Origin of the sequence: Shewanella sp. NKUCC06_TVS (assembly GCF_019345515.1) — a bacterium.
Lineage (GTDB): Bacteria > Pseudomonadota > Gammaproteobacteria > Enterobacterales > Shewanellaceae > Shewanella > Shewanella oncorhynchi.
In genome coordinates this window covers 49,227-73,544 of sequence record NZ_JAHKQX010000008.1, presented here as the reverse complement: position 1 = coordinate 73,544, position 24,318 = coordinate 49,227, and the positions used below count along the sequence as shown (strand labels likewise).

Below are 24,318 nucleotides of genomic sequence, written 5' to 3'. Positions count from 1 at the left end.
AAAAATCACAGATAAAAGTGTCCGCGGACACTGGCGCTTTTATTTAAAAGTGTCCGCAGCAGTGAAATGAAAAGTGTCCGATTGAAAAAAAGCAGTTCCTAGATTCTAGGGTCTAGAATCTAGATTTATTAACCAAAACAGCCGAGTTTCCCTTTACAGTAAAATCCTTGCCACATAAGATCCCGCCACCCTCGCAGCAAAAACGATCAAAAGACCAAACCCTATGACTACAATAACAATCACTCGCCCAGACGACTGGCATATTCACTTAAGAGACGGCGCCCAGCTTAAAGATACAGTGCGCGATATCAGCCGCTATATGGGCCGCGCCATAGTCATGCCAAACTTAGTGCCCCCCGCTATCGATACCGAAACCGCACTGGCCTATTACGATCGCATTAAAGCGCAAGTGCCCGCGGGCTCACAATTCGAACCTTTGATGGTATTGTATTTAACCGACAAAACCAGCCCAGATGAAATCCGCAAGGCTAAAGCCTCGGGTAAAATTGTCGCCGCTAAACTCTACCCAGCGGGCGCGACGACTAACTCAGATTCCGGCGTAACCGATGTTAAAAACATCTATCCCGTACTCCAAGCCATGCAAGAAGTCGGCATGCTGTTTTTAGTCCACGGTGAAGTCACAGATTCAGCCATTGATATTTTCGACCGCGAGCGTGTCTTTATTGAAAATATCCTCAGTAAAATTGTCGCCGATTTCCCAGCGCTTAAAATCGTGCTTGAGCATATCACCACCAAAGATGCCGTCGATTTTGTCACTCAAGCCTCAGACAATGTGGCCGCGACTATCACAGCCCACCATTTACTGTATAACCGCAATCACATGCTGGCAGGCGGTATTCGTCCGCATTTTTACTGCCTGCCGATTTTAAAACGCAACACCCACCAGCAGGCGTTGTTAGGTGCAGCGGCAAGCGGCAGCAAGAAGTTTTTCCTCGGTACAGATTCAGCGCCACACGCCAAGGATAAGAAAGAAGCCGCCTGTGGCTGCGCGGGTTCCTACACGGCTCATGCTGCCATAGAGCTGTATGCCGAAGCCTTCGAGTCGGTCAATGCGCTGGATAAACTCGAAGCGTTCGCAAGCTTTAACGGCCCAGACTTTTACCATCTGCCACGTAATACCGATACCATCACGCTGGTCAAAAAGTCATGGGATGTCCCTGCCACTTACCCGCTTGGCGATACTAACGTAGTGCCTATTCGTGCTGGAGAAGCCATTGATTGGCAAGTTGAGTAAGCCTTAAGTCTTTAACATCAAGTCGCCTACGGGCGACTTTTTTATCAGATTTTGATTTTTAATCCACAATCGGTCAGTATCCTGCGCTTAGAATACGGCCCTTACTTATCACCTTTTAAGAGAAAATCAGTATGCCCACAAGGATGTTATTCTCCGTTTTATCTTCAAGCCTGTTGTTGACCGCCACGATCTCTTTGCCGACCTTTGCGGCCAATGAACTCACAGGGATCTGGCAGGGACAGTTAGGTAAAAGCAAGGTCAGAATTTGTTTTAATCAATATGGAACAGGCAGTTATTACTATCAACGCTACTTAACGCCGATAAGACTCGAGCAGCAAGATGAACTGTGGAAAGAAGAAGGCAATACAGGAAATTGGCAGTTTGATAGTGTCACGCCACAAAAACTGAGCGGCCATTGGTTTAAAGATACCGCGAGTAAATCGTTACCAGTGCAACTTGAGCGAGAAATCAGCCCAGATAAGGTCGAGGATTGTGGTGCCGATGCTTACAATCTACCGCTAGAAACCACGCCAAAACTCAGCCGAGGTAAATGGCAAAGCTACGAAAATATTGAGTATCGCCCGCTGACGTTTGGCACAGATGTAGGTATCGAATTTAAAGGCCCACAAACGGGTATATTGACAATTAATCAATGGCTTGAACATAAGCTCACCGATGAAGCCCAACTAGCACAAACCTTTGACACTCGCCGCAGAATGCTGGCACAAATGGGCAGTTTTGTAACTGACGAAACCTTTGCCGAACCGATTTTTATTAATCAGCATTGGCTCAGTGTGCGCCTATATCGCTGGGCGGCAGGTTATGGCGCCAATGGTATCAGCCAAGAATTTGTGAGTTTCTCCCTTAACGACGGCAAACCTTTCCACCCATGGCAATGGTTTCTCGCCGATACTCAACCACAAAGCATGCTCGAGGGTATGAGTCATCCTTTACCCCCAGCATTAAGAGACAAATTGTTTACTGGCAAAGCACCGGACGCAGAATGCCCCACATCAGACGGCTCGGGATATTACCAGCTCACCCTTGAGCCAAAGGGGATCAAATTCTGGGAAACGCCCCGCGGCGATGGCTGTGAAAATGAGTTTATCCTCAGCCCGCAAGAAGCCATGCCCTATGCCACCCAATGGGGAAAAATACAGCTTAAGCTATTGGAATAGTGTACTTAACTGAGAAAATATTAGAGGGAAAGAAAGCTGTCATGGCGATGATGCCTAACTGCCAGTTCGCCATCCCTGACTCTCGTTCGTAACGTTGCTACACAGCACTCACCCTAGCGAAGTTACAGGTATTGATTAGTAGCTTCGCCGGGAGTTGGCATATTTCTGATGCTTAACATGACCAGTTATTAAGTGGAATTTAAAAGTGTGTCTAGTCCGAATATAAATTAAGCAAGATAGACGATAGATGAATCAATCTTGCAGAATCACAAAGGTCAGCTACATTTGAGCCTAAAATACAAAATGCTCAATGAGTTACATTGAGCATTTTAGCTAAAATAAATGGCAGCCTATATCAGAAGTAATCAGACTTTCTACCACATTTAAATATTAGGCACAGCTACAGCATTCGCGGCACGTGTCTCACGTTTGTTTACCATCGAAATAAACACTAAGCCAAGCACTGGGACAATCACTGCTGCATAAGGGATCATGCCTGCGCCCATCTGACTATCCAGCACCATACCCCCTAAGAATCCACCGAATGCATTAGCTAGGTTAAAGGCTGAAATATTAGCGGTTGCTGCCAACTCTTGGCCTTCACCACCGTGATTCATTACCCGTAACTGCATCGCAGGAACATTAGCAAACGAAGCGATACCAAAGACAAAAACGGCAATAACAAACATCACTTTGCTGTCCAGCGCGAAACCAACCAGTAGCAGTGACACTATCATAGCTATCGCCCAAAACATCGACGATTTCTGCAGGTTTTTATCCGATGAACGCCCACCTAAAGTGTTACCCAATATCAAACCTAAGCCGACGATAACTAAAATCCACGTTACTGCATGTTCACTAAAACCCGTAATGTGCATCGCAATTGGCGCAATATAACCGTAAACAGTCATAAAACCGGACCAAGCAAACACTGTGATAGCAAGACTAATCAACAACATAGGTTTTTTAAACGCTCGCAGCTGAGCCGAAACATTTTTAGCTTCACCATGGCCGGTCGCATTAATAAACTTGAAGATAGAGGCGATTGAGATAACACCCAATATCGCGACTGTAATAAAGGTGGTTTGCCAACCAAATTGCAGGCCAATCCAAGTGCCACCTGGTACACCCAATACGTTAGCTAAGGTTAAACCCGCAAACATCTGACCCACAGCACGTCCGGCCATTTTTTCAGATACCAAACTGGTCGCCACTACGGCACCTATGCCATAAAATGGGCCTTGAACTAAGCCAGTAATCACTCGGCTAATCATCAGCAAGGTATAATTGGGGGCAAATGCCGACAGCAAATTACCCAAGATAAACAGCACCATTAAGCTGGTCAGTACGGTTTTTTTATTGAACCGCGCCAAGTAAATCGTGAGGATGGGACCACCAAACACAATTGCCAATGCATAGGCGCTGATCAAATACCCTGCCTGACCTTCACTAATAGACAAAGACGTGGCAATTTGTGGCAGGATACCAGCAATCACAAACTCTGCGGTGCCAATTGCAAACGCTGCTAGCGTTAGTATCCACACTTGTAACGGCATTTTTTCCTTGTTCATTGTAATCTCGCTTATTTCAAATTTTGTGTAGGGAACATACCGGCGATGTGTTATCAGCTCGGTGCAATAATGGGTAAAAGCACTATTTATTCAGTGCATTAGTTAATCAGCGCGCCACCATCAACATCGATAATGGCGCCAGTCATAAAGCTGTTGTTAATGGCAAGGTAATAGGCCATAGCGATATCACTCGGCTCACCCACTTTTGCTACAGGCAATGTGGTTTTGGCTTGTTCGTACATCGCCGTTTGCGCTGGCATTGACCCGGTTCTTGTTAATCCAGGGCTAACGGCGTTGACTCTAATGGGGGCAAGCTCTTTAGCGAGCACCTTAGTAAAGGCTTCTAAGGCGGCGTTCATTGTGCTTTTAACATAGGTATTAGCGACCACTTTTCGTGACAGCATCCCAGTGGTTAGTGTGATAGAACCACCTTGTTTAATGTAACGAACCGCCTGTTTTGTAGCATTGATTGAACCCCAAAACTTAGTGTCAAAAGCCGCTTTAGCTTGTTGAATATCGACATCAACGACCTTGCCAGCTGGCGCAGAAGAACCCGCGGTGATCACTAAGTGATCGAACGCACCAATGGATTCAAAAAATCGATTTACCGATTGTTCGTCCGCCACATCTACGCCTGTTTGACGACTGGCGACATGGACAATCTGGTTGTCTACCGTTAGCTGCCTAGCAAGCGCAGCCCCTATTCCTGATGTTCCGCCGATGATGACAACCACAGCTTTATCGCTATTGCTCTGATTGCTAATCTGATTACTGATATGGCTGCTCATGTGACTACTCTCTGTACTGCTGATTGGTTAGTAGAGCCAGTATATTCATTCGACATATTTTGATAATTGATTAATATATGAATTCATTATTCAGCTCAGACAAACAATAGAAGTGAAAATGGATAAATTTTCAGATATGGCGCTGTTTATCAGCATAGTGAAACATCAAGGGTTAGCAGCGGCGGGCCGCGAGCTCGGACTTTCTCCAGCAACCGTCACGGCGCGCTTACAAGCACTTGAAGATCGCTACGGAGTTAAGCTGCTCAATCGAAGCACTCGACATCTGTCACTCACAGACTCAGGGGCCCTGTATCACCAAGCATGCTTGGGGATTATCGAAAATGTAAAAGAAACCGAAAATTTGCTGCAGAATGGGGTAAAAGAGGTCAAAGGCACCTTAAAAATTGCTGCGCCAAAAGATATAGGTAAACAATATATACTGCCGATTTTGTCCGCCTTCACCGACCGCTACCCCGATATCGTTCCCTATCTGTATCTCAATGATAATTTGTCTAATATTGCCGAATCGGGCATAGATGTCGTTATTCGCTACGGTGATTTAACTGACAGTAATCTGATTTTAAGGCGGCTCGCACCGAGTCGACGGGTACTGTGCGCATCTCCAGAATACCTTGCGCGTAAAGGCACTCCCGTTAAACCGCAAGACCTCAGCCATCATGATTGCCTCGCTATGCTGCGCAGTAATGAAGAGCTCAAAACTTGGCACTTTCAAGACCAAGAAGGCCGCAACTCAGTCACTGTCACCCCAAAACGGTTTTCTGATGATGGCGAAGTGATCCGTTGCTGGGCATTAGAAGGCGCGGGGATCGCGTTAAAATCACTGCTCGATGTGCAAAATGACATTAATCAGCAACGCTTAGTGACAGTTTTAAATGGCTACATGAAAAACTTTAATAGCTCGACCACAGTCTCAAGTGCCGACCTCAACGTGGTATACATCAGCCGCCAATATCAGCCCAAACGACTGCGATTATTCTTAGATTTTCTGTTCGAACAATTTGAAAAGCAGCTGGAGCATTAATCGCTAAACGTCGATCAAACGGGGGCAACTGTATCAACCAATAGACGCAAAGTATTTTATCGATGTGATCAACTGTATTTTAACGCATCACCTCGCAAGGATTGCGTGTAAACAGCGCATGGCTTATGCCCCGCAATGTAAACAGCAATAGCGGTAAGGTCATTACGGCTAAACCCGGCATAGAATTAAATGTACTTTTGCCCAATAGAAAATTGCTAAGCACCCTCTACAATTAACCATCAGCTCACACTGCAAACTAGCAATGAGCGATTAACAACTTGATACTAACGAGGGAACTCATGAATACTAAAATCATCATCACAGCAAGCATTGCACTATTAATATCGGCAAATAGCTACGCCATTAACGATGAATATCGCAAGTTACTCGAGCGCTCTGGCTGCACCCAAATGTCAGAAGCCCAAGGCTGCGATATCCACAAAACCAAAGAGGAAAATGCTAAGGCAAGCGCCATGTCCCAAACCGCAGATGACGCTAAGGTAATCATTCCCAATGCCCGACAATGGCTTGCAACCGCCAGCTCAGGCGCGACGGTTGCCAACATTCAAATCGATGATAAAAATCAGGTTTGGGTTAATGGTAAACACGTAAAATCGAGCCATAGTGATGGCGCAATCAAATTCAAACAAGGCATGGTGGAGTTCACCATTTATCCTGATGCAAGCATGAATAAAGACAGCTCGTGGATTGATACTGATGCAGGAACTCAAGGCTCAATTACCGCGAAGTAATATTCAGTAGATGTCTGACAACGATGTGCTGAGCCATCGTTGTTGGGCAAACGCATTAGTGAGATTAAAGATTATCTCTTTGAAGTGATGGTGTTTGAGATTAATGATGAGTTGATTCAAGCCATATGGAGTTTTGCAACCAACTGATTGGTTTTTTTATAATTTTAAAAAAGTCAAAGTCGTGTGAGCTTGACCTCTGATGTTAAATCAAGAGCCAACCAAGAGGGAATTAACAGCAACTCCCTCTTTAAGAGAGTGATTAGTTCTTTATTTTGTATGCATAAAATTAATCACTTTCATTCCAGTGACACGCCATAAACTCATCCCTGAGGGCTCGACGACGGCATCCATGCCGCCAACGGTCACTTACATGCAAGTGCTTAATTTCGTCAACACTTGAGTAGTCTGTAGCTAAATGACTCATATCTCCGTAAACACCTTAGTAACCAGTATCATACGCCTACTAAAAGTCACCTAACGGCTCAGATGGAACATCCATGTGCCCCTGAGCCTGCGCCATTATCCACGATATCGCCACGGCATTTTATTATTTCAACAACTTAGAGTACAGATGGTGTATCACCTTAGCTTTGGTATTGGCTGTTAATCTGAAAAGACTTACGCCTGACCAACTTATTCTTTACTAGCTAAATAGAAAATGTCTTTACCCATTGATTTCTAGATCTAAAACAACAATTTTCACTCTCCCTTGTTGTGCAGCAAGACAATTAGCCATGAGCATTTCTTGCAATTCTTCCGCTGTTTTAGGTATAGCTTTTCCCCTTCCTTGCGGCTTTAACCTCTTAGTGCCAAGCTGACCCTTACCAAACCAAAGCACTAAATAGATCCCGCGATGCTCTGCGCGCCAGTCTTGCGTATATAGCCTATCTAATTGAGTATCTGCGGCATGCCATAAATCTCTATGCCATTGCCCTTTTACTTCAATTGGAAGCCTAATCCCGCCAACAGAACAACAGATATCAACTTCTTTATCATTCGATACATGCTGCTCTGGCGTATAATCAACGCCTGCTGCGCCTTGACGAAGTAACCCAATTAACAAACTACTACAGTGTTCTTCATTGTGTGGGATATTGTCATCGTTATAAAAAACGCGACCACTATCTATGTCATCGCTTTTTATCTTTGCCTGAACAATTTCTAACTCTTCAATTATTAAAGCTTGAAGATCAGCCATTGATTGTGGAGATATATTACAAGTAATAGCCTTAATTGATGCTAATGTCGGTGGCGCATAATTTGATTCAACCACAAGCCGTTGTTGCTCAGCTGCAACCACTTTTATCCACGAGGTATAACTATCCTCTGGAGCTTGCCGCAAACGCCTTAATGCCAAGACAGCATCTTCATTGGAGGATTTCCCTAATCGCTCTATAAATGAATTAATAAATTGACTAGCATCCCAAGCATTATTAGAACCACGAGTTTCTTCATAAAGATCTGTTGCCATTGGCCATAACAATCTAAATGTCTGTACTATCCATTCACATTGAGCAACACTAAGTTCTAAATATGCGTTGTGCCTGTAGTGACCTTGTACTAAGTCACGAATCTGCCAAATAAAATCAGGGGAAATTTTTTTACCGACTTTTTCAGTAATACTTTCAAAATCCACAATAAAACAAATCGCATCCCAAATTAAACGATGATGTTTCTCGCTAACATTAAAGTACTCAACAAGTAAAGATCGTAACTCTTCGAATTTAGATGAGTAAATCAGACGTTTAATGCACTCACTTTCAATATTTTCAGGAAGTGATTTATATCGTTGTAACCATTCAAATGCTAATTGGCTACAAACCTCTTTTTTTGAATCATCATGCATTAGCTCATAAAAACCCAAAATAGTATTTTTACCAATAGCAAGTTGTGGTTCATAAAAACGTCTTATGGCAGTTTCCCACAATCCTCGCAGTTCAATCTCTTGTTCTACTGACTGAGTAAGTTGAAGATCACTTATGCCTGCATGCTGCTCAAGATTAGAATGATGACGCAACGATGAAAATACCGAGAATATCACTTCATCTGAAAGGTCTGCTATCCCTATGCCATTTCTGATACGTTCGGCAGTAGCTACAATAATAATGTACTCTGCTTTATGGAACTTTCCTTCATTTCTAAATTTTTGAATTTGTTCAAATGATGGGAATAAATGTTTTTTAGTTAAGTATGCTTCAAAACCCTCAAAGGCAGCTTGACTCAAGTCATCACCTAGCCATTCAGCGATGCGTTGGTAAGCAGGAGTATCATAACCAATATCAATAAATAGTTTCAAATAAGCCATTGCAGGCTCAACTATATCTTGATGGTTTCCGGTTCGCATTTTATTGATGTGAATTTGACATTCATCACGATGAATTTGATGTCTTACAGTTTTTTTCTCTATTTCTTTACGAAGCCTTTCTTCCTCCTTAACTTGCCACTCAGGAACGAGCGATACGGCTAAACTCGATAGCCAATCGATATCTACTTGCTTATGTCGTGCAAAACGTTGTGCTGCTTTTCTTAAAAGACTTCCAACCTCCCCATCATGATGAATAAGCTGAACTAACTCTTTCCAGCGATGATCATGTTCACCTAATGTATTTAAAATAATAATTAGATCTTTTTCGGATACGGTTAGCGCAGATAAAGCACTAGCTAGATTATAACCTCTGCCTATAATACTTTTATCAATAGGAGCCTCAAGTAATACCCACTTTTGTATAGCTATTTTAAAATCACTATTTTCATTGATAAATTTATTTAGCTCATTTCCATTATTTTTATTATACCCTTGCGAACTATTATGTGGACTTAACCAAGAAAAAAACCTATCAACATTTGGATTTTTATGTGATGACTTAATTTCTCTAAGAATAAGATAATAGGAAAAATCAGCAAATTCGTAATTACCAGTTCGCGCATACCACTCTCCTATTTCCGTAAGTGATTTAGATAATAGGTCTAAGACACTCCCGATCCTACTATCAGGTAGACTTCGCTCTATAGTATATAAAACACCTATAGTAAATTGATTTTTTGCTGCATAAGAAATGACGGCATCGACAATAAGTTTATCATCAACACTTTCGAAATTAAGTAGCTCAAAACTCTCAATGACTAAACGCAATGAATCTACATCACTATATATGCAAAGAGAATTCAGTAACGTAATAACATCATCTTTGGCTTTACTATTAACAAGCACTTCTATAGCAGCACTTCTAATCGCAAACGTATCTGTTTTGTCTAAAATAATACGTTTTAAATCATCGACTAATCTATCGTTAACTTCACCACCATTAAATGCTTCAAGCAATATCAAACGTAACCCAAATATCGTATTTTTTGAAATAATTAATTGTCTTAAATCTTCGATGAGTGGTTCTTGAATTAATCCTCTTATCGAATATTTTTTCCAATCTCTAAATCGGGGATTCTCAATCGCTAATCCTTGCAAAGCCGTAAGCAAGATACTCGCCTCATTTACTGTCAGCACATCTGCATCGCCATATTCAATAAACCCCATAGGATCATTTTTGATGACAATAGACTTAAACGTAGGATCTTGCGCCAGCCAAGCATGAATCCCCCTCAAACTCGCGGGTACTAATCCATCAGAATAGAACAGTGAAAAAAACCGTTTCTTGTTCGTTCCAGAATTTGAGTTTTGAGCCAACCATTTAGCGCCAAGGTATTCACCAATACTACGATGTAGATAACTAAAGCGATCTACTCCAATACTTCTAAATAACCTTGTGGTAATGACATCTTTAATATTTTTCGCATTAGGTAATGTGGCAATTTCAGTAAATGAAATCTCGCCATCTCCAATATTAGCTGCAGCTTTACGAGTTAAAGCCTCATTTCCGGTGAGTATTAAAGCCGCAAAAGCGGCACCTGCGGCTTGGATTATGGCTTCTTTATCAAGCTGATATTGGGCTTTACTGTCTTTATGCTCACACCACAAAACATCAATCGCACGCTCAAATAGTTCACTACGGCTATTTGGCAACTCACGTTCTTGAGCTACTTTACCAATGAGTTCAAGTGTTTGTGGATTGCCAAGTAACTGATTCAAACCACGAGAATTAAAATGTTGAATAACGACTTCCGCTCTCTCAACTCCTAAGGATAGAGATAAGTACCTCTGAATATCATTATCGCTGAAAGACATTAAGTGCAGTTCTATTGGCTTCTTTGAATAATCCTCCAAAATCGATACCACTGCTGTAGCACTTTGCCAATCAGCAACTCGGCAGGACAAAATAAAAGCTGGACAATTGAGTTGTTGAAGCTTTTTTAAAACAGCATCAACCGCAGTCCCTTCTTTTTGAGAGCTAACTTCATCTAAAGCATCTATAACAAGAACTTGATTACCATCAAAAAGCTTTACTGGATCTTGGCTACGAATAAGCTGCCCTGCTGTGCAATATTTAAAGCCTGACAATTCGCCCAATCGAGCCAGTAAAACTGACTTCCCCATTCCAGCTTCGCCCAATATAATTAAAGGCTCGATAAAACTGCTTAGCTCAGTTTCCTTAAGTTCTTTACGACCGTCTTTGTGCTCATACCAAAGAGTCCGCTCAACAATGCCTTTATCCATGTTTGGAAAAACCTTATTAAATACTAATCTTTACCAACTATTTGAACAGCCTAACAAAACTAATTTGGAGATGACAGTACGAAATACAAACATTGAACTGTTAATATGAAAGCCAAAAATAGTCATAAATCCTCTATAAAATCAGCTATCAGACATAAACAGGGATTAACCTGATTAAGCACTATCATGGAAGTGACCGTCCGTGGCATGGATGCCACGTTCGAGCATCCAGGGACGGACTTGCTGCGAGTCACTGGAATGATAGTGCTTAATGGATATACGGAATTAAGACTATCTATAGTCAACAAGAACAGGCCAGCATAACTTTTCTGTAAAAACCAACAGTCAGACATTTACCCTAAAAGACACCCACGAAATAAATGCTACGTACCATCGCTGATTGTTAACTGTTGGATCTTAACAGGCCGCTATTGCGGCCTTTTTTGTATCAGCTACTTCCTGAAGTGCTTGTCTTCGCATAAAATTCGGCCCGTTTACTGGTGCGCATGAGGCGCAAGTTATCGGTGTAAAAGGTGTAGTTAAATGGAACTTTCGATTCGCAGTTTATTCACTGCAGCGGGCATGATGTTGTTATCCTCTTTAACGGTTATTCCTGCGGCAAACGCTGCGGGCAAAGCCGTCCATCCCACTGTCGATTTACCGAATGGCCAATGGCTTAATTTCCACCAAAAAGACAATCAAGTATGGAGCGAAATGTCCGACGGCGATGCGCCCGGCGTACATCTTGATGATTATGGTGCGGCTGAAATTGTGGCCGTTTTTTACTATGACTTTGATAAGGGTGGCGACAAAGAAGTCGTGGTCATGCTTAAAGATGCTGATGGCCAGCATTTACGGGGTTATGGTTTTGAGGATTCAAAACTCACTAAGCTGCCACGCCTTCAAGTTGTGCTGGATGAAGTCGCCCCGACGTTATCGTCATTTACCGTCAGCGACACCCGCAAAGTGTTAAACCAAATTCCGCCGCAGCAATATCGCATGACCTATGATGTTGAGGCGATTGAAGATCCTGCCATTAAAGCGATTATTGATGGATCAACCAAGCTCAAACCAACCTTAATCGGCTATCGCAATGCTAAAGGTTTACCCGCCGATGTGAAAACCGCGGACGAATATAAATTACGTTATCCCCTCACCCGCAAAGATAAAGATGCCCAAGGCCGCGAGCATCAATACAGTTTAGTAACCCACTTTTATCGCAATGATTATCGCGAACAACAGGGCAGTTTTGTGTTGATGAGCGTTGTCTTTGAAGCCGATGATGTGGACTGGCTAAACAGCGGTGAGAGTGAGATCCCCAAAACGGGCCCAGCTTATGATTATATGAATCTCGGAGGTTCTTGGGCTGGACTTGCGCTTGAAAGTCATTATGCCCAAGGTGTGCTCGATGGCCCTTATATCGCCTACGATAACCGTAATGCCAATATCATGTTGAATGGTCAGTACAAACAAGGCAAAAAAGTCGGTAAATGGATGGAGGCTGACGGCCAAGCAAGCTATTGGGAAGGTGAATATCTTGACGGTAAAAAGCAAGGTAAATGGATTGCACAGTCCATGTTCGATGAGGCAGATAACTACGGTTTTGCCCATTACAATCAAGGAGTGCTCGATGGCCCCTATGAAATCTATGAGCCCGAATATGGCGGAGACACAGGTGATAAGCGATTGTTTGAAAAAGGCATTTATCGCAACGGTGTCAAAGACGGTGAATGGCTTGAGAGCAATGGCAATAAAGGTCACTATCAAAACGGCATTAAACAAGGCCCTTGGGTAGATAAAGTCTCGCTTGGCGAATACCGCAACTATGTGGGTAACGGGGCTTACCTTGATGGCAAGCGCACTGGCCCTTGGGTATTTAAAACTGACAAGAAATCACGGATCGAAGTGACTTATCTCAATGGATTACGCGAAGGTGAAGAAAAACTAATCAGCGATGAAAATGTGCTCTTTGCCAATAAGCATTATAAGCAGGGCCTGCTCGATGGCCAGAGTATTTGGTACTCAGCACAGGATGTTGCCAGTGGCATTAGACACTATCGCAAAGGTGAATACCATGGCATGCAGGCGATATTTGATCCTAACCATAATCACCGGCTTATAGAGTTAAATCATTATGAATATGACGAAACCCTGCCCGTCAAGCCCTCTCAGGACGAGTGCATAATGCGAGAAAATCCCTATAGCAATGACTGTAAGGACATACTGAATCCCCCCTTTAGAAATACGCCATCGATTAAGCATGGGGAACAATATTATTATGATAGTAAAGGAAAATTATACAAATTTTCTGACTACCATCATGGCAACCTCATCAAAGAATATGAATTCGATGAAGAGGGGCATGTCCAAAAGCTGCAAAATAATGAACAGGGGCAAGACAGTCAAATCAGCATCCGCTACAAGAAGGATGGCGGTTATTCACTGTCCAATTACAGCGACAATGAGCAACGTGGCTGGACATATGAAATCGATAACAAGGATCGATTACTGTCCCTGAAGTATTACCACGATGGTGATAAAAAGGGGTTTACCATCAGCTATAACACAGATGGCAGTTATGCGATTACAGAAAGGTAAACATTAATATCGAACATCAGGCACTACTTATCCTTTTATCCTAATGGTTAACTCAAGGCCTTGAAGACAATGACCAGCAAAAAGGCAAAGTTTAAAATTGGGATATAGGGTAATGCGGATGCCCTTGATTAAATTGACCTATACCAGCCTAATTAAAGTGCGCTTTATTCAGGCTAAGTAAAAATGGTTATTTTACCAATCACTTAGTTTGTTCTTGTTAATAGATGTAATGGTGCGTCATCACTTAAATAAATATCATCCACCAGATATAGCTTATTAGTACGGATCATCTGACGAATCGCCTCAACATAGGCGTGCCCACGCTCCGAATATCGGTCTAACGTCCCTGCAAGTGCAGAGCCTGTCACAGCTTGATTAGCTTGTCTTGATTGGGCACGAAAATCTCGCATCTTCTGATAAGCATTATGGGTATTCAAATTCAACAAATACCCTTCCACCGAAGCAAATGGTGTATCGAATCGTGCTAAACCATAATTGCCTAAACCTTGGCGCTTTTGCCTAGGTTCCATACCATTACCCTTGAAATCCCACTGCCCAAATAATGCATTACCTTCACGGGCAAATCGCGATGTGCCCCAACCGCTTTCTTTTGCCGCTTGAGCTAACACTAACGATGGCGGCAGGATATCCACCCTTTCAAGTAGCATTTGTCTTTGGGCTTCTAACAGCGGTTTATCTTCACTGCTTATTACTTTGTACTTTACCCCTAAGGCTAATAACGCAATATCATCGAGGGGGGCAGACATAATGACCTGTCTTTCTTGCAAAATTTTCTCATTCGCCAATAAGACTAAAGGGGCAATCATCCTAAGAAACACCATTTTCTTTTGCTTCACCGGGAGTTGGCTTGACACTGAACTCCAGCCCTCTCCCACGGCATCAAAGGTCAACCTAGGGACCGATTTATTACCATCACGAAAGCTTTCTGGCGTGTAATCAAGCGAGTCAAACAAGCCCATGAGTTCATCGAGAGAACTGATATTCAGGCTCAGTTGTTTAATCTCTGGATTATCTAAGGATGACTGCTCAAGTATTTTTGGGGATGAGAAATGTTCAGCAACCGTTGAATTTGCAACAGCACCTTGATTCGCTTGCAACAGGGAAGTCGTCATCAGTTTTGGCAAACTCTGCATATGATGCAGAGCACTCTGACTGGCAACTAAAGGATTGGAAGCCGTCTGTGACTGAAAACCAAGAGCATCAACTGGCAGCCTATTTGAAATCAGCTTAGTCGCTAGCGTTTCTTGCACATACACCGAAGAGCATAAAACAGACAAAGCAATGAGTGCGAGCATAGCAACGGGAAGCTTAAACTTTATAAACATGGTATCTCTTTAACTGAGGTAAAACGGTAGCAATGGGATTAGCCAATACATCGGGGGCGTAAGGTAACAGTAAAAACCTGACTGTTTGCTTAATAGATATACAAAATGACCTATTACGATCATTTTTTAAGGAGAATAGGACGAGCGCCTTCTTGGCCGCCTCTTGATCCAATGTCAGCAATTAAATCCAACACCTTGATTTATTTAAACTCAATATGAAAATAGCGAGCGTTCACTCGCCAATAGAGATTGGCGAAATAAAATCAACTTATTCCAGTGCCAGCAAAACGAGGTAATGCCTCTTCAAGATAGGCGACGCAGGTGCGAAGTTTGGCAGACGTTTCTAATCGTGAGGCATAAATTACATGAATTTCAGCGGATTGATGATACTCGGGGAGTACTCTGAGTAATCTGCCACTTAAGAAATCTTGCTGTAAATCCCAAATGGAGCGCAACATAATACCGTGGCCTTTAAGACACCACTGCTTAGCGACTGTGCCATTGTTGGTCATCAAGGAAGCCGCTAAATCAACCGAGGCTATGCCAGCCGTACTTTCCAATCGCCACACTCTATGGTTTTGATCGCGCTCGCGGATCCCTATGCACTTATGCTCGGCTAATGCCGCGAGATTGTTTGGCATGCCATGCGTGTCGATATAGGTCGGCGACGCCGCCAATACCCGATAATTACTCGCAAGACGCTTAGCAATCATTTGCGGTGGCAATTCGCCACCGACACGGATCTCCAGATCAAAACCTTCAGAGACCAGATCGACGGGGCGGTCGAGCAACTCTAAATCAACTTCTAATTCGGGATAGTGGAACACGAGGTCTGAAATAATCGGTGCAATGCAGTGGCTGCCAAATCCTGTGCTGGTTGCGATACGTAATCGCCCCCGTGGCACTTGCTGCTCTAAGCTAATTTCAAGGCTCATTTGCTCCATGGTATCGAGCAAACGTTCGGACCATTCCAAGGCAATCTTGCCCTCTAAGGTGAGGCTGACACTTCTGGCAGAGCGCAGAAACAAGCGCACTCCGAGCGCTTTTTCTAATAGGCCAATGCGTTTACTCACATACGCTGGAGAAAAAGATAATTGCTCCGCAGCGGCTGTAAATCCCCCGCTTGTTGCGGCGATAACAAAGACCCGTAAATCTTCAAGTGGCGGCAGTTGACTCACGATTCGTAATCCTTAACAAAACATTTAGCCTATTCATACACGATACGAATATGGAATAACATACTAAAAACGCAGAATCCCCTATTGGAGTCAAAGATGTCTAAGGTAAAAATCGCCGTAATTGCCGGAGATGGCATAGGTACAGAAGTGATCCCCGAAGGGATACGCACACTCGAAGCCGCAGGAAAAATCTTAGGTGTGGCGTTTGAGTGGACCTACTTCGACTGGTCCTGTGAAACCTACCATAAAACCGGTCGCATGATGCCAGAGGATGGACTTAAGCAACTAAAATCCTTTGATGCCATCTACTTAGGCGCTGTTGGATTTCCAGGAGTTCCCGACCATATTTCACTCTGGGGATTGCTACTACCGATCCGCAGAGCCTTTGAGCAATACGTGAACCTTAGGCCTATTCGGTTATTTGAAGGCGTGCCCTGCCCACTCTCGGGTAAAAAGCCCGGCGATATCGATTTTTATGTAGTACGTGAAAACGTGGAAGGCGAATATTCCGCCGTCGGCGGCATTCAATATGAAGGCACTGAACATGAGATTGTCTCCCAGCAGAGCATTTTTACCCGTCGTGGCACAGATCGCATCTTAAAATATGCCTTCGATTTAGCCCAAAGCCGCGAGGCAAAGCACTTAACCTCGGCGACCAAATCCAATGGCATATTTCACTCTATGCCCTATTGGGATAGTCGCGTCGGGGAAATGGCAAAACAATATCCCAATGTTAAGGTCGACCAATATCATATCGATATTCTGACGGCAAATTTCGTGCTAAAACCCGAGCATTTTGACGTGGTTGTTGGCTCAAATTTGTTTGGCGATATCCTGTCTGATCTTGGCCCTGCGTGCACTGGCACTATCGCCATTGCCCCTTCGGCGAACATCAATCCAAGCAAGGAATTTCCGTCGATGTTTGAGCCGGTACATGGTTCGGCGCCGGATATTGCAGGCCAAGGTATTGCCAATCCTTTAGGCACAATTTGGGCGGGCGCTATGATGATGCAACATTTAGGTTATGGCGCAATGCACGACCTGATACTCAGCGCGATAGAAAACGTATTGAAAGATAAGCAGTCTTTAACCCGCGATATGGGCGGAACGGCGAATACTCGGGAGCTGACCGATGCGGTTATCGCTGCGATTAGTCGCAATTAAAACGTGCATTAAAACCTAATGCTAAAAGCCCTTTAGCATTAGGATTGAAAGAATTTGAAACTATCAAGAAACTGATAATAAACGCATTAATAAGCTAGCCAATTAATGCGTTAATTAAAGGCCCCTCCTTACAGCGGCATTCTGTACTCAATGACTCCCGGTTTTTCACCAATCCAGTTATAGAGTTTTTGCGCGGTTAAATTTGTTTCCTGTGTATGCCAGTACAGGCGCGCACACTTGTGTTCAATGGCCGCTTGCTTTACAAACTCAATCAATTGTTTTCCAACATGTTGACCCCTTGCCGTTGGGGCAACAAACAAGTCTTCAAGATAACAATAATCCGTTTCGGCCCAAGTAGAACGATGAAAAACATAGTGCACAAAACCGAGTAAGTTTTGGCCCTCTCTTGCAACTGCGCAATAAATGGGTTCTTGGTCATCGAAGAATCGGCGCCACGTGGCTTGGGTGGTCGCTTCTGATAACGCCACTTTGTAAAAAGTCTGATAATCACGCCAGTGTGGTAACCAGAGTAAATAGTCCGTTTCTTTAACCATATCAATGGTCACTGTTAGTGATTGGCTGGACATTAGCGCACTCCTTGAAATTAAGTAAATGGTCTCAGTTTTACTGAAGCAAGATTCTAGATTCAATTGTGGTACCGCATAAGGTACACTTTTTGTATTTTTTACAGTACCAGTTAGCAAATGAAAAAACCTCAATCCAATTTCCCTCACTTGCAACTCAAAGATGGCATCCTCAAAGATCAGCTTTATCATGCGTTTAGAGAGGCCATTCTTGATGGACGTTTACATCCTAGAATGAAGCTCCCATCCAGCAGAGCCTTGTCGGAAACCATGCAGATTTCACGTAACTCAGTACTGCAAGGGTTTGAGCGCCTGATTGATGAAGGCTATCTGCTGACTAAACCGGGCTCGGGTACTTATGTTTCAGATACCATTCCCGATGAACTGATCGATATACCAAACCGTGCCAGAGAAAGCGCTCAAGTTTTTGATTCCAAATTAGAAATTAATCCACAGTTAATAGAAATGACGCGACTGAAAGCGAAGGCGAATACGGACCACAGCCATAGCATGTTTAATATTGGCGTCGGATGCGTCGATCTTTTCCCGCACCAACTTTGGGGGCGGCTGTTAGGCCGAGTTTGGCGGCAATCGCGTAAAACCTTAGGTAAATCAAACCATAGCGCGGGGTATTTGCCGCTGCGTGAGGCGATAAGTGATTATGCGCGTTCGACACGCGGCCTCAATTGCACACCTGAGCAGATCATCATAGTCAATGGAACTCAGCAGGCCATTAACCTCACAGCGCAGGTACTACTCCAACAGGGAGATGAAGTCTGGCTTGATGAACCTGGATATGACGGGGCTTTAGGCGCTTTTCTCTCGCAAAATATGCGGGTTCGTCCTGTAAGTGTTGATGATGAGGGCACAAATATTGCCGATGCGATCCAGCGGTGGCCCTCAGTGAAACTGGCTTTTACCGCGCCCTCACACCAATTTCCCCTCGGCGGTATGCTAAGTCTGCCACGACGATTGGCCTTACTCGATTGGGCCGCTGAGCAGAGTAAATGGATTTTAGAAGATGACTATAATAGCGAGTTTCGTTATAGCGCCCGTCCGATACAGGCATTACAGGGGCTCGATAAACATCAAAGGGTGATCTACGCTGGCACCTTTTCCAAGATGCTGCTACCCGAATTACGACTCGGCTTTTTGGTGGTGCCCCCTAAACTGATACAGGCTTTCCAGTTGGCAAAATATTATGCCGATACGCACACGGCTCACCTAGAGCAAGCAACATTAGCGTTGTTTATCGCCGAAGGACATTACGCGCGGCATGTTCGCCGAGTGAGAAAAGCCTGCTTAGCACGCCAAACGGCGTTAATCGCGGCAATTGAGCAGTATCTGCCCGACAAATTGTCCGTTCAAACCTCTGACTCAGGTATTCACCTCGTATGTTGGCTAAAAGGCAACTTAACCGAAGAGGAAGTGATCAATAAATGCCGCCAACTCAGTTTAGGTGCACAGCCTTTGTCTCGATATTGCCAAGCGCCCTATCCAAGGCAAGCTATCTTACTGGGCTATGCCGCTCATACGCCTGATGATCTGCGGGAAAGTATCAAAAAACTGGCGCAGATCCTTTAATATCCAAGCTTAAAAAGCCTGAAAGAAAATCCCGAAAGCACTGAAGATGGCAACAAACCATGTGAGGGATCTTAAGGTGCCTTTGTTGGCAAGATAGAGGATGTGATACACAAAGCGGGCGCCTACATGGACGATTGCCAGCCACTCAGTGGTGGAATTTATTTTGCCGGTAGCAATCACCACTAATACGGCTAGGCCAAACACCAGCAATGATTCAAAGGCATTTTGATGTCCCGCTAAAGCGCGAGCGCCAAAACCAGTGAGCTGCGCCTGCTGAGCACGGGGATGATTATTATCGTAACCACCCGCCTTTGCCATCGCCCAAGCCACTGGACCTTTCGCAAGATATGGCAATAACATGGCGACAAATAAGCAAATAAGTAAGGTATTCATGGGGTAATCTTCCTTTGATTGTTGTTTTAAGTTCTACTGTTTGAGTTCTACAGCTATAAGTGCCTAAGTTACAAGTGTATTGGTTAGCGGCGTTATTTCACCATATACATGCCTTCACTTGCGGGACGACTAAATTTAAAACCAAACTTTTCATAAAGTTCAGGCACATCGGCCATCAGGGTAATATACGCGCCCTCAAAAGCCTCACGATCTAGATAAGCCATGATGTGCTGCATAATAAGCCGCCCTAATCCCTTACCTTGATGCTCAGGATCCACTGCAATATCGACAATTTCGAAGTTGAGCGCGCCGTCACCAACCACACGCCCCATACCCACAGTCTGCTCGGCGAGCTTTATTTGCACGCCATATAAACTCCTTGGCAAGGCCTTAATTGCGCCCTCCAATGGTCTAGGGCTTAAGCCTGAAATCTGTCGTAAGCGAACAAAATCATTGGCAGACACAACGCCTTCAAGCACTTGGTACATAATATTTCCTATTGTTTTTATTCACGAACTTATCTTTCTATCACCTCAAGCTCAAAGCCTTCATCCAGAGTCGGCGGCTGAAAATAACCGCTCACATGCCAGAACATCGCCTCGGTATCGAACATAGCGCGCTCAGGGTGGCTTTGTCTGCGTTTATCGAGTTGACTCAAACAAAGCGCATCGCTGTGATTAAGATAAATAAGTTTATGGGCGGCGCAATCAGTAAAAATGCTTCGAAACCACAGGCGCTGATTGATAGTATTCGCGGGAAAGTCCATGACCACAGAAACACCCGAACAGAGCAGTTCCTGCACATGCTTTTTAAGCAAAGGCTTAAGGCGAGCGGAATAGCTCAAGTAAGTATCAAAATCTTTAATTTCATCGGGGTATAGCGCCGCCAGCCATGCGTCTTCCGAGATTAAAATACAGTTTTCGGCCTCAGAAAGTTGTCGCGATAAGGTTGATTTACCTGAGCCCATTTTGCCACAAAAGAATATTAACGTACCTTTACTGACCAATTGTCCTAACGCATTCTGCTGTGTCATCTTCACTCCTTGATTACTGGTCTTTTATCTCAGCCGACGATTTCACTCGCTATGACACCAATGAACGACTGTACAGAGCATCACATAAAGCATGAACACCGAGCAAGACTTGGGACGAGTTTAAGGTAATAAAATTCCATTACATTAATGACTATGCAGTGTTTAGACAGCAGACGTTTACCGCTATTTACGCATTCCACCGTTAGCTTTTTTTGAGATATTACATCTCTTCGCCCGCTTAGATCGCCTCGCTCTCTGCGCCCTATCCTTGCCTTAAATCAGGGAGAAACCAAAGCATTTAACTCGAAGAATAAAACAATAAACCACATTATTAATCTAACAATTAAGCACTAAAGTAGTAATTTACGCTTAGCAATAAAAACATTGCCACCATTCATGCTATGACATTAATTTAGGCGTATGCTAGGGTAAGAATGAAAGGATAACCGTCATAAGTGCAAAGGAGGCTCTATGAGCACTGTCGTTCCACGTACCGTCACTTCCCCTAAAAAATTCATTATCGGCAAGGGCCTATTAGCTCAAATGCATGATTATATTAAGGACTTTGGTGACAATGCTTTTATCATCTGCGATGAATTTATCCTCAGCCGCGTGAAGAATGAAGCGGTCGCTGGGCTAGATCAAAATGGGATCAGCAGCCACCTCGAAAAATTCAACTATGAGTGCAGCGAAGCCGAGATAAAGCGCTTAGGCGCGCTAGCAGAACAGCATCATACCAACGTTATTGTTGGAGTTGGCGGTGGAAAAACCTTAGATGCCGCCAAAGCCGTCGCTTTCTATCAAAAACGGCCTGTCATCTTGTACCCCACAATTGCTTCAACCGATGCGCCTTGTACTGCACTTGCAGTGATCTACTCCGAAACAGGTGAGTTTGAACGCTATCTGTTTCTGCCACAGAACCCAGATGCTGTCGTTGCCGACACTGCTATTATCGCCGCGGCTCCGGCCCGATTTTTTGCGGCAGGCATAGGCGATGCACTGGCAACCTATTTTGAAGCTCGTGCCTGCTATCAATCAGATGGCGTCAACCTAGTCCTGAAAAAGCCTTCCCGCACAGGGCTGGGATTGGCCCAACTTTGTTATCAGTTACTAACTGAAAATGTTGAAGCTGCTATGGACGCCGTTAAAAACAAAATAGTCACACCTGCGCTAGAGCAAACCATTGAAGCCACCATCTATCTCAGTGGTGTTGGTGCAGAAGCGGGCGGGTTAGCCGCCGCCCATGCCGTAAACAATGGTATGTCAGCGGTGGCTGAGTTACATAAAGCTCAGCACGGCGAGAAAGTCGTCTTTGGGCTGCTAACTCAGCTCGTGCTCGAAAATGCCCCCAAAGCCGAAATCGATAACGTTATCCACATCATCAAAACGGCAGGACTGCCGCTCACACTCGCAGATTTAGGGCTGAAAACCTTTATCGAGGCCGAGTGGCGCAAAGTGGCTGAGATAGCCTGTGCTGAGGGCGATACTATGGGCAATATGCCGATGAAATTAACCGCAGATGATGTCTATCAAGCCATGATAGCCGCCAATGCCATGGCTGAACGCTATAAAACAACTGAAGCTTGTTAACCGTAACAACATGACGTGTATACCGTAGGCAGGAATCAACTATGCATTTGATTTAATTTATTAATTACTCCTAGATAGTTCCTACTGCCACACGAGTTTACCGTTCATCCTAGGCTTCCTTGCCACATAATCAATGGCAAGGGAGTCCACAACAAACAAGACATTTCCACCCTCGATGCCAAAGCTGGCATTTACGCTCTATTTGTTAAACGCTTGGAGGCACATATGGCTTATGCAACAACCAATCCCTTTACGGGAAAGCTCATTAAAGAATTTCCAAATGCAACAGATACCGAAGTCACACAGGCGATAGAATCCGCCCATCAGGCATTTTTAAGCTGGCGAACCACTCCCTTTGCCGACAAGGCTGCAATACTGTCTAAGACAGCGAAGATCCTCAGAGACAATAAATCCAAATACGCCAATCTACTGACCTTAGAAATGGGCAAAGTAACAGCAGAAGCCGAAGCTGAAGTAGAACTGTCGGCGCAAATTTTCGAATACTACGCCGAACATGCCGAGCGACTGCTGGCACCGCAAAAACTGCCGGTTGCCGATCCCGCCGAAGGTGAAGCGATACTGGTTAACGAACCGCTGGGCGTATTATTGGCTATCGAACCTTGGAACTTTCCCTACTACCAAATTGCGCGCATCTTAGCGCCGCAGCTTGCCGCCGGAAATACCTTACTACTCAAACATGCATCCAACGTGCCCCAGTGCGCAGCGGCCTTTGAAGGCTTAATGCGCGATGCCGGACTGCCCTCTGGTGCATTCCAAAATCTGTATGCCACCCGAGAGCAGATAGAAAAGATCATCAATTCGCCCAAAGTGCATGGTGTTGCGCTCACAGGATCAGAAGATGCGGGATCGATCATTGCCGCACTGGCGGGTAAGGCACTGAAAAAATCCACCCTAGAACTGGGTGGCGCAGATGCCTTTATCGTACTTGAAGATGCCGATCTGCCTAAAACCATCGACTGGGCTGTGTTTGGCCGTCACTGGAACGCGGGACAGGTCTGTACATCATCTAAGCGGATGATCTTAGTTGAAGCCATTTACGATGAATTTATGAAGGGTTATATCAAGGGGATCGAAGCGCTAAAAGCAGGCGATCCTATGGACTCGGCCACTACGCTGGCACCGCTGTCTTCCCAAGGTGCAGCCGATGAGTTGAAGCAGAAGATCCGTGATGCCGTAAAACACGGCGCAACCGCGACCGAAGTGGGGCCAAAAGTGCCGCAGCAAGGCGCCTTTGTGCAGCCAACAATACTGACAAACCTGACGCCAGATAACCCAGCCTACTATTGGGAATTCTTTGGCCCAGTGTCCAGCATCCACAGGGTGAAAGATGAGCAAGCAGCGATTGCCATCGCCAATGACTCGCCTTTTGGATTGGGTGGCTCAGTGTTTACCGCCGATACCCAACGCGGGCTCGCGGTCGCTAAGCAGGTTTCCACAGGCATGATGTTTGTCAATCATCCAACTATGGTCAAGGCCGACTTACCCTTTGGTGGGGTTCGCCGCTCAGGTTATGGCCGCGAGTTGATCGATTTAGGATTGAAAGAGTTTGTAAACCACAAGCTGATTAATGTGGTTGATATCAACGCACCTTTCTAAACGCTTAGAAAATAGTGGCATCAGACTAAACGCCTG

The 24,318-nt window shown here is 44.4% G+C and carries 18 protein-coding genes; 9 read left to right on the top strand and 9 right to left on the bottom strand.

Translation table 11 applies throughout. The features are described 5' to 3' along the window. Window positions 1-223: 223 nt before the first annotated feature. Together pyrC and KO531_RS10605 are read left to right on the top strand one after the other, a co-directional pair. Window positions 224-1,255 carry a dihydroorotase gene (gene pyrC, locus KO531_RS10610; RefSeq protein ID WP_219251151.1) on the top strand — a complete coding sequence of 344 codons (1,032 nt, stop codon included), beginning with the start codon at window positions 224-226 and terminating at the stop codon, window positions 1,253-1,255. Window positions 1,256-1,386: 131 nt separating this feature from the next. After that, window positions 1,387-2,433 carry a hypothetical protein gene (locus KO531_RS10605; protein WP_219251150.1) on the top strand — a complete coding sequence of 349 codons (1,047 nt, stop codon included), beginning with the start codon at window positions 1,387-1,389 and terminating at the stop codon, window positions 2,431-2,433. A 383-nt stretch (window positions 2,434-2,816) separates the two neighbouring features. Here the strand turns inward: KO531_RS10605 and KO531_RS10600 are convergent, their stop codons facing one another. Further along, window positions 2,817-4,004 carry an MFS transporter gene (locus tag KO531_RS10600; protein WP_219251149.1) on the bottom strand — a complete coding sequence of 396 codons (1,188 nt, stop codon included), beginning with the start codon at window positions 4,002-4,004 and terminating at the stop codon, window positions 2,817-2,819. A 98-nt stretch (window positions 4,005-4,102) separates the two neighbouring features. Continuing rightward, window positions 4,103-4,792 carry an SDR family oxidoreductase gene (locus tag KO531_RS10595; RefSeq protein ID WP_049821802.1) on the bottom strand — a complete coding sequence of 230 codons (690 nt, stop codon included), beginning with the start codon at window positions 4,790-4,792 and terminating at the stop codon, window positions 4,103-4,105. Between the two features lie 118 nt (window positions 4,793-4,910). On the opposite strand from KO531_RS10595, the gene KO531_RS10590 reads away from it, so the two are divergent. After that, window positions 4,911-5,834 (top strand): LysR family transcriptional regulator, encoded by a 924-nt coding sequence (locus KO531_RS10590; protein ID WP_028761684.1) that lies wholly within the window; start codon window positions 4,911-4,913, stop codon window positions 5,832-5,834. Window positions 5,835-6,133: 299 nt separating this feature from the next. After that, window positions 6,134-6,586 carry a hypothetical protein gene (locus KO531_RS10585; protein WP_028761683.1) on the top strand — a complete coding sequence of 151 codons (453 nt, stop codon included), beginning with the start codon at window positions 6,134-6,136 and terminating at the stop codon, window positions 6,584-6,586. Between the two features lie 664 nt (window positions 6,587-7,250). On the opposite strand, the gene KO531_RS10580 is transcribed toward KO531_RS10585, so the two are convergent. After that, window positions 7,251-11,195 carry a hypothetical protein gene (locus tag KO531_RS10580; RefSeq protein WP_219251148.1) on the bottom strand — a complete coding sequence of 1,315 codons (3,945 nt, stop codon included), beginning with the start codon at window positions 11,193-11,195 and terminating at the stop codon, window positions 7,251-7,253. 543 nt (window positions 11,196-11,738) lie between these two features. Here KO531_RS10580 and KO531_RS10575 point away from each other — a divergent pair. Further along, a complete protein-coding gene (locus KO531_RS10575) occupies window positions 11,739-13,793 on the top strand; it encodes a hypothetical protein (protein ID WP_219251147.1) in 2,055 nt (684 codons plus the stop codon). Between the two features lie 203 nt (window positions 13,794-13,996). On the opposite strand, the gene KO531_RS10570 is transcribed toward KO531_RS10575, so the two are convergent. Together KO531_RS10570 and KO531_RS10565 are read right to left on the bottom strand one after the other, a co-directional pair. Continuing rightward, a complete protein-coding gene (locus tag KO531_RS10570; protein ID WP_251068914.1) occupies window positions 13,997-15,139 on the bottom strand; it encodes a glucosaminidase domain-containing protein in 1,143 nt (380 codons plus the stop codon). Window positions 15,140-15,402: 263 nt separating this feature from the next. After that, the gene (locus KO531_RS10565; protein ID WP_219251146.1) at window positions 15,403-16,317 is read right to left on the bottom strand and encodes a LysR substrate-binding domain-containing protein; all 915 of its coding nucleotides are present in this window, start codon (window positions 16,315-16,317) and stop codon (window positions 15,403-15,405) included. A 96-nt stretch (window positions 16,318-16,413) separates the two neighbouring features. Between KO531_RS10565 and KO531_RS10560 the strand changes: the two genes are divergently transcribed. After that, window positions 16,414-17,481, top strand: coding sequence for a tartrate dehydrogenase (locus KO531_RS10560; RefSeq protein ID WP_219251145.1), 1,068 nt, complete (start codon window positions 16,414-16,416; stop codon window positions 17,479-17,481). Between the two features lie 128 nt (window positions 17,482-17,609). On the opposite strand, the gene KO531_RS10555 is transcribed toward KO531_RS10560, so the two are convergent. Then, window positions 17,610-18,068 (bottom strand): GNAT family N-acetyltransferase, encoded by a 459-nt coding sequence (locus tag KO531_RS10555; RefSeq protein WP_219251144.1) that lies wholly within the window; start codon window positions 18,066-18,068, stop codon window positions 17,610-17,612. A gap of 117 nt (window positions 18,069-18,185) precedes the next feature. Between KO531_RS10555 and KO531_RS10550 the strand changes: the two genes are divergently transcribed. Then, a complete protein-coding gene (locus tag KO531_RS10550; RefSeq protein ID WP_219251143.1) occupies window positions 18,186-19,649 on the top strand; it encodes a PLP-dependent aminotransferase family protein in 1,464 nt (487 codons plus the stop codon). Between the two features lie 9 nt (window positions 19,650-19,658). Here the strand turns inward: KO531_RS10550 and KO531_RS10545 are convergent, their stop codons facing one another. From KO531_RS10545 to KO531_RS10535, 3 genes are all read right to left on the bottom strand, one after another. Continuing rightward, window positions 19,659-20,042, bottom strand: coding sequence for an MAPEG family protein (locus KO531_RS10545; protein WP_219251142.1), 384 nt, complete (start codon window positions 20,040-20,042; stop codon window positions 19,659-19,661). Between the two features lie 92 nt (window positions 20,043-20,134). Next, on the bottom strand, window positions 20,135-20,530 hold the full coding sequence (locus KO531_RS10540; RefSeq protein ID WP_028759277.1) for a GNAT family N-acetyltransferase: 396 nt from the start codon (window positions 20,528-20,530) through the stop codon (window positions 20,135-20,137). A gap of 29 nt (window positions 20,531-20,559) precedes the next feature. Further along, a complete protein-coding gene (locus KO531_RS10535; protein WP_105251620.1) occupies window positions 20,560-21,075 on the bottom strand; it encodes an ATP-binding protein in 516 nt (171 codons plus the stop codon). A 471-nt stretch (window positions 21,076-21,546) separates the two neighbouring features. Between KO531_RS10535 and KO531_RS10530 the strand changes: the two genes are divergently transcribed. Both KO531_RS10530 and KO531_RS10525 read left to right on the top strand, forming a co-directional pair. After that, a complete protein-coding gene (locus tag KO531_RS10530; protein WP_219251141.1) occupies window positions 21,547-22,665 on the top strand; it encodes a glycerol dehydrogenase in 1,119 nt (372 codons plus the stop codon). Between the two features lie 225 nt (window positions 22,666-22,890). Next, entirely contained in the window at window positions 22,891-24,282 is a 1,392-nt protein-coding gene (locus KO531_RS10525) for an NAD-dependent succinate-semialdehyde dehydrogenase (RefSeq protein WP_219251140.1), read from the top strand. Window positions 24,283-24,318: the final 36 nt, after the last annotated feature.

What these genes read in the sequence shown, in the direction of transcription:
- pyrC (WP_219251151.1), top strand. Translation starts at nt 224, where the DNA reads ATGACTACAATAACAATCACTCGCCCAGACGACTGGCATATTCACTTA.
- KO531_RS10605 (WP_219251150.1), top strand. Translation starts at nt 1,387, where the DNA reads ATGCCCACAAGGATGTTATTCTCCGTTTTATCTTCAAGCCTGTTGTTG.
- KO531_RS10600 (WP_219251149.1), bottom strand. Translation starts at nt 4,004, where the DNA reads ATGAACAAGGAAAAAATGCCGTTACAAGTGTGGATACTAACGCTAGCA.
- KO531_RS10595 (WP_049821802.1), bottom strand. Translation starts at nt 4,792, where the DNA reads ATGAGCAGCCATATCAGTAATCAGATTAGCAATCAGAGCAATAGCGAT.
- KO531_RS10590 (WP_028761684.1), top strand. Translation starts at nt 4,911, where the DNA reads ATGGATAAATTTTCAGATATGGCGCTGTTTATCAGCATAGTGAAACAT.
- KO531_RS10585 (WP_028761683.1), top strand. Translation starts at nt 6,134, where the DNA reads ATGAATACTAAAATCATCATCACAGCAAGCATTGCACTATTAATATCG.
- KO531_RS10580 (WP_219251148.1), bottom strand. Translation starts at nt 11,195, where the DNA reads ATGGATAAAGGCATTGTTGAGCGGACTCTTTGGTATGAGCACAAAGAC.
- KO531_RS10575 (WP_219251147.1), top strand. Translation starts at nt 11,739, where the DNA reads ATGGAACTTTCGATTCGCAGTTTATTCACTGCAGCGGGCATGATGTTG.
- KO531_RS10570 (WP_251068914.1), bottom strand. Translation starts at nt 15,139, where the DNA reads ATGTTTATAAAGTTTAAGCTTCCCGTTGCTATGCTCGCACTCATTGCT.
- KO531_RS10560 (WP_219251145.1), top strand. Translation starts at nt 16,414, where the DNA reads ATGTCTAAGGTAAAAATCGCCGTAATTGCCGGAGATGGCATAGGTACA.
- KO531_RS10555 (WP_219251144.1), bottom strand. Translation starts at nt 18,068, where the DNA reads ATGTCCAGCCAATCACTAACAGTGACCATTGATATGGTTAAAGAAACG.
- KO531_RS10550 (WP_219251143.1), top strand. Translation starts at nt 18,186, where the DNA reads ATGAAAAAACCTCAATCCAATTTCCCTCACTTGCAACTCAAAGATGGC.
- KO531_RS10545 (WP_219251142.1), bottom strand. Translation starts at nt 20,042, where the DNA reads ATGAATACCTTACTTATTTGCTTATTTGTCGCCATGTTATTGCCATAT.
- KO531_RS10540 (WP_028759277.1), bottom strand. Translation starts at nt 20,530, where the DNA reads ATGTACCAAGTGCTTGAAGGCGTTGTGTCTGCCAATGATTTTGTTCGC.
- KO531_RS10535 (WP_105251620.1), bottom strand. Translation starts at nt 21,075, where the DNA reads ATGACACAGCAGAATGCGTTAGGACAATTGGTCAGTAAAGGTACGTTA.
- KO531_RS10530 (WP_219251141.1), top strand. Translation starts at nt 21,547, where the DNA reads ATGAGCACTGTCGTTCCACGTACCGTCACTTCCCCTAAAAAATTCATT.
- KO531_RS10525 (WP_219251140.1), top strand. Translation starts at nt 22,891, where the DNA reads ATGGCTTATGCAACAACCAATCCCTTTACGGGAAAGCTCATTAAAGAA.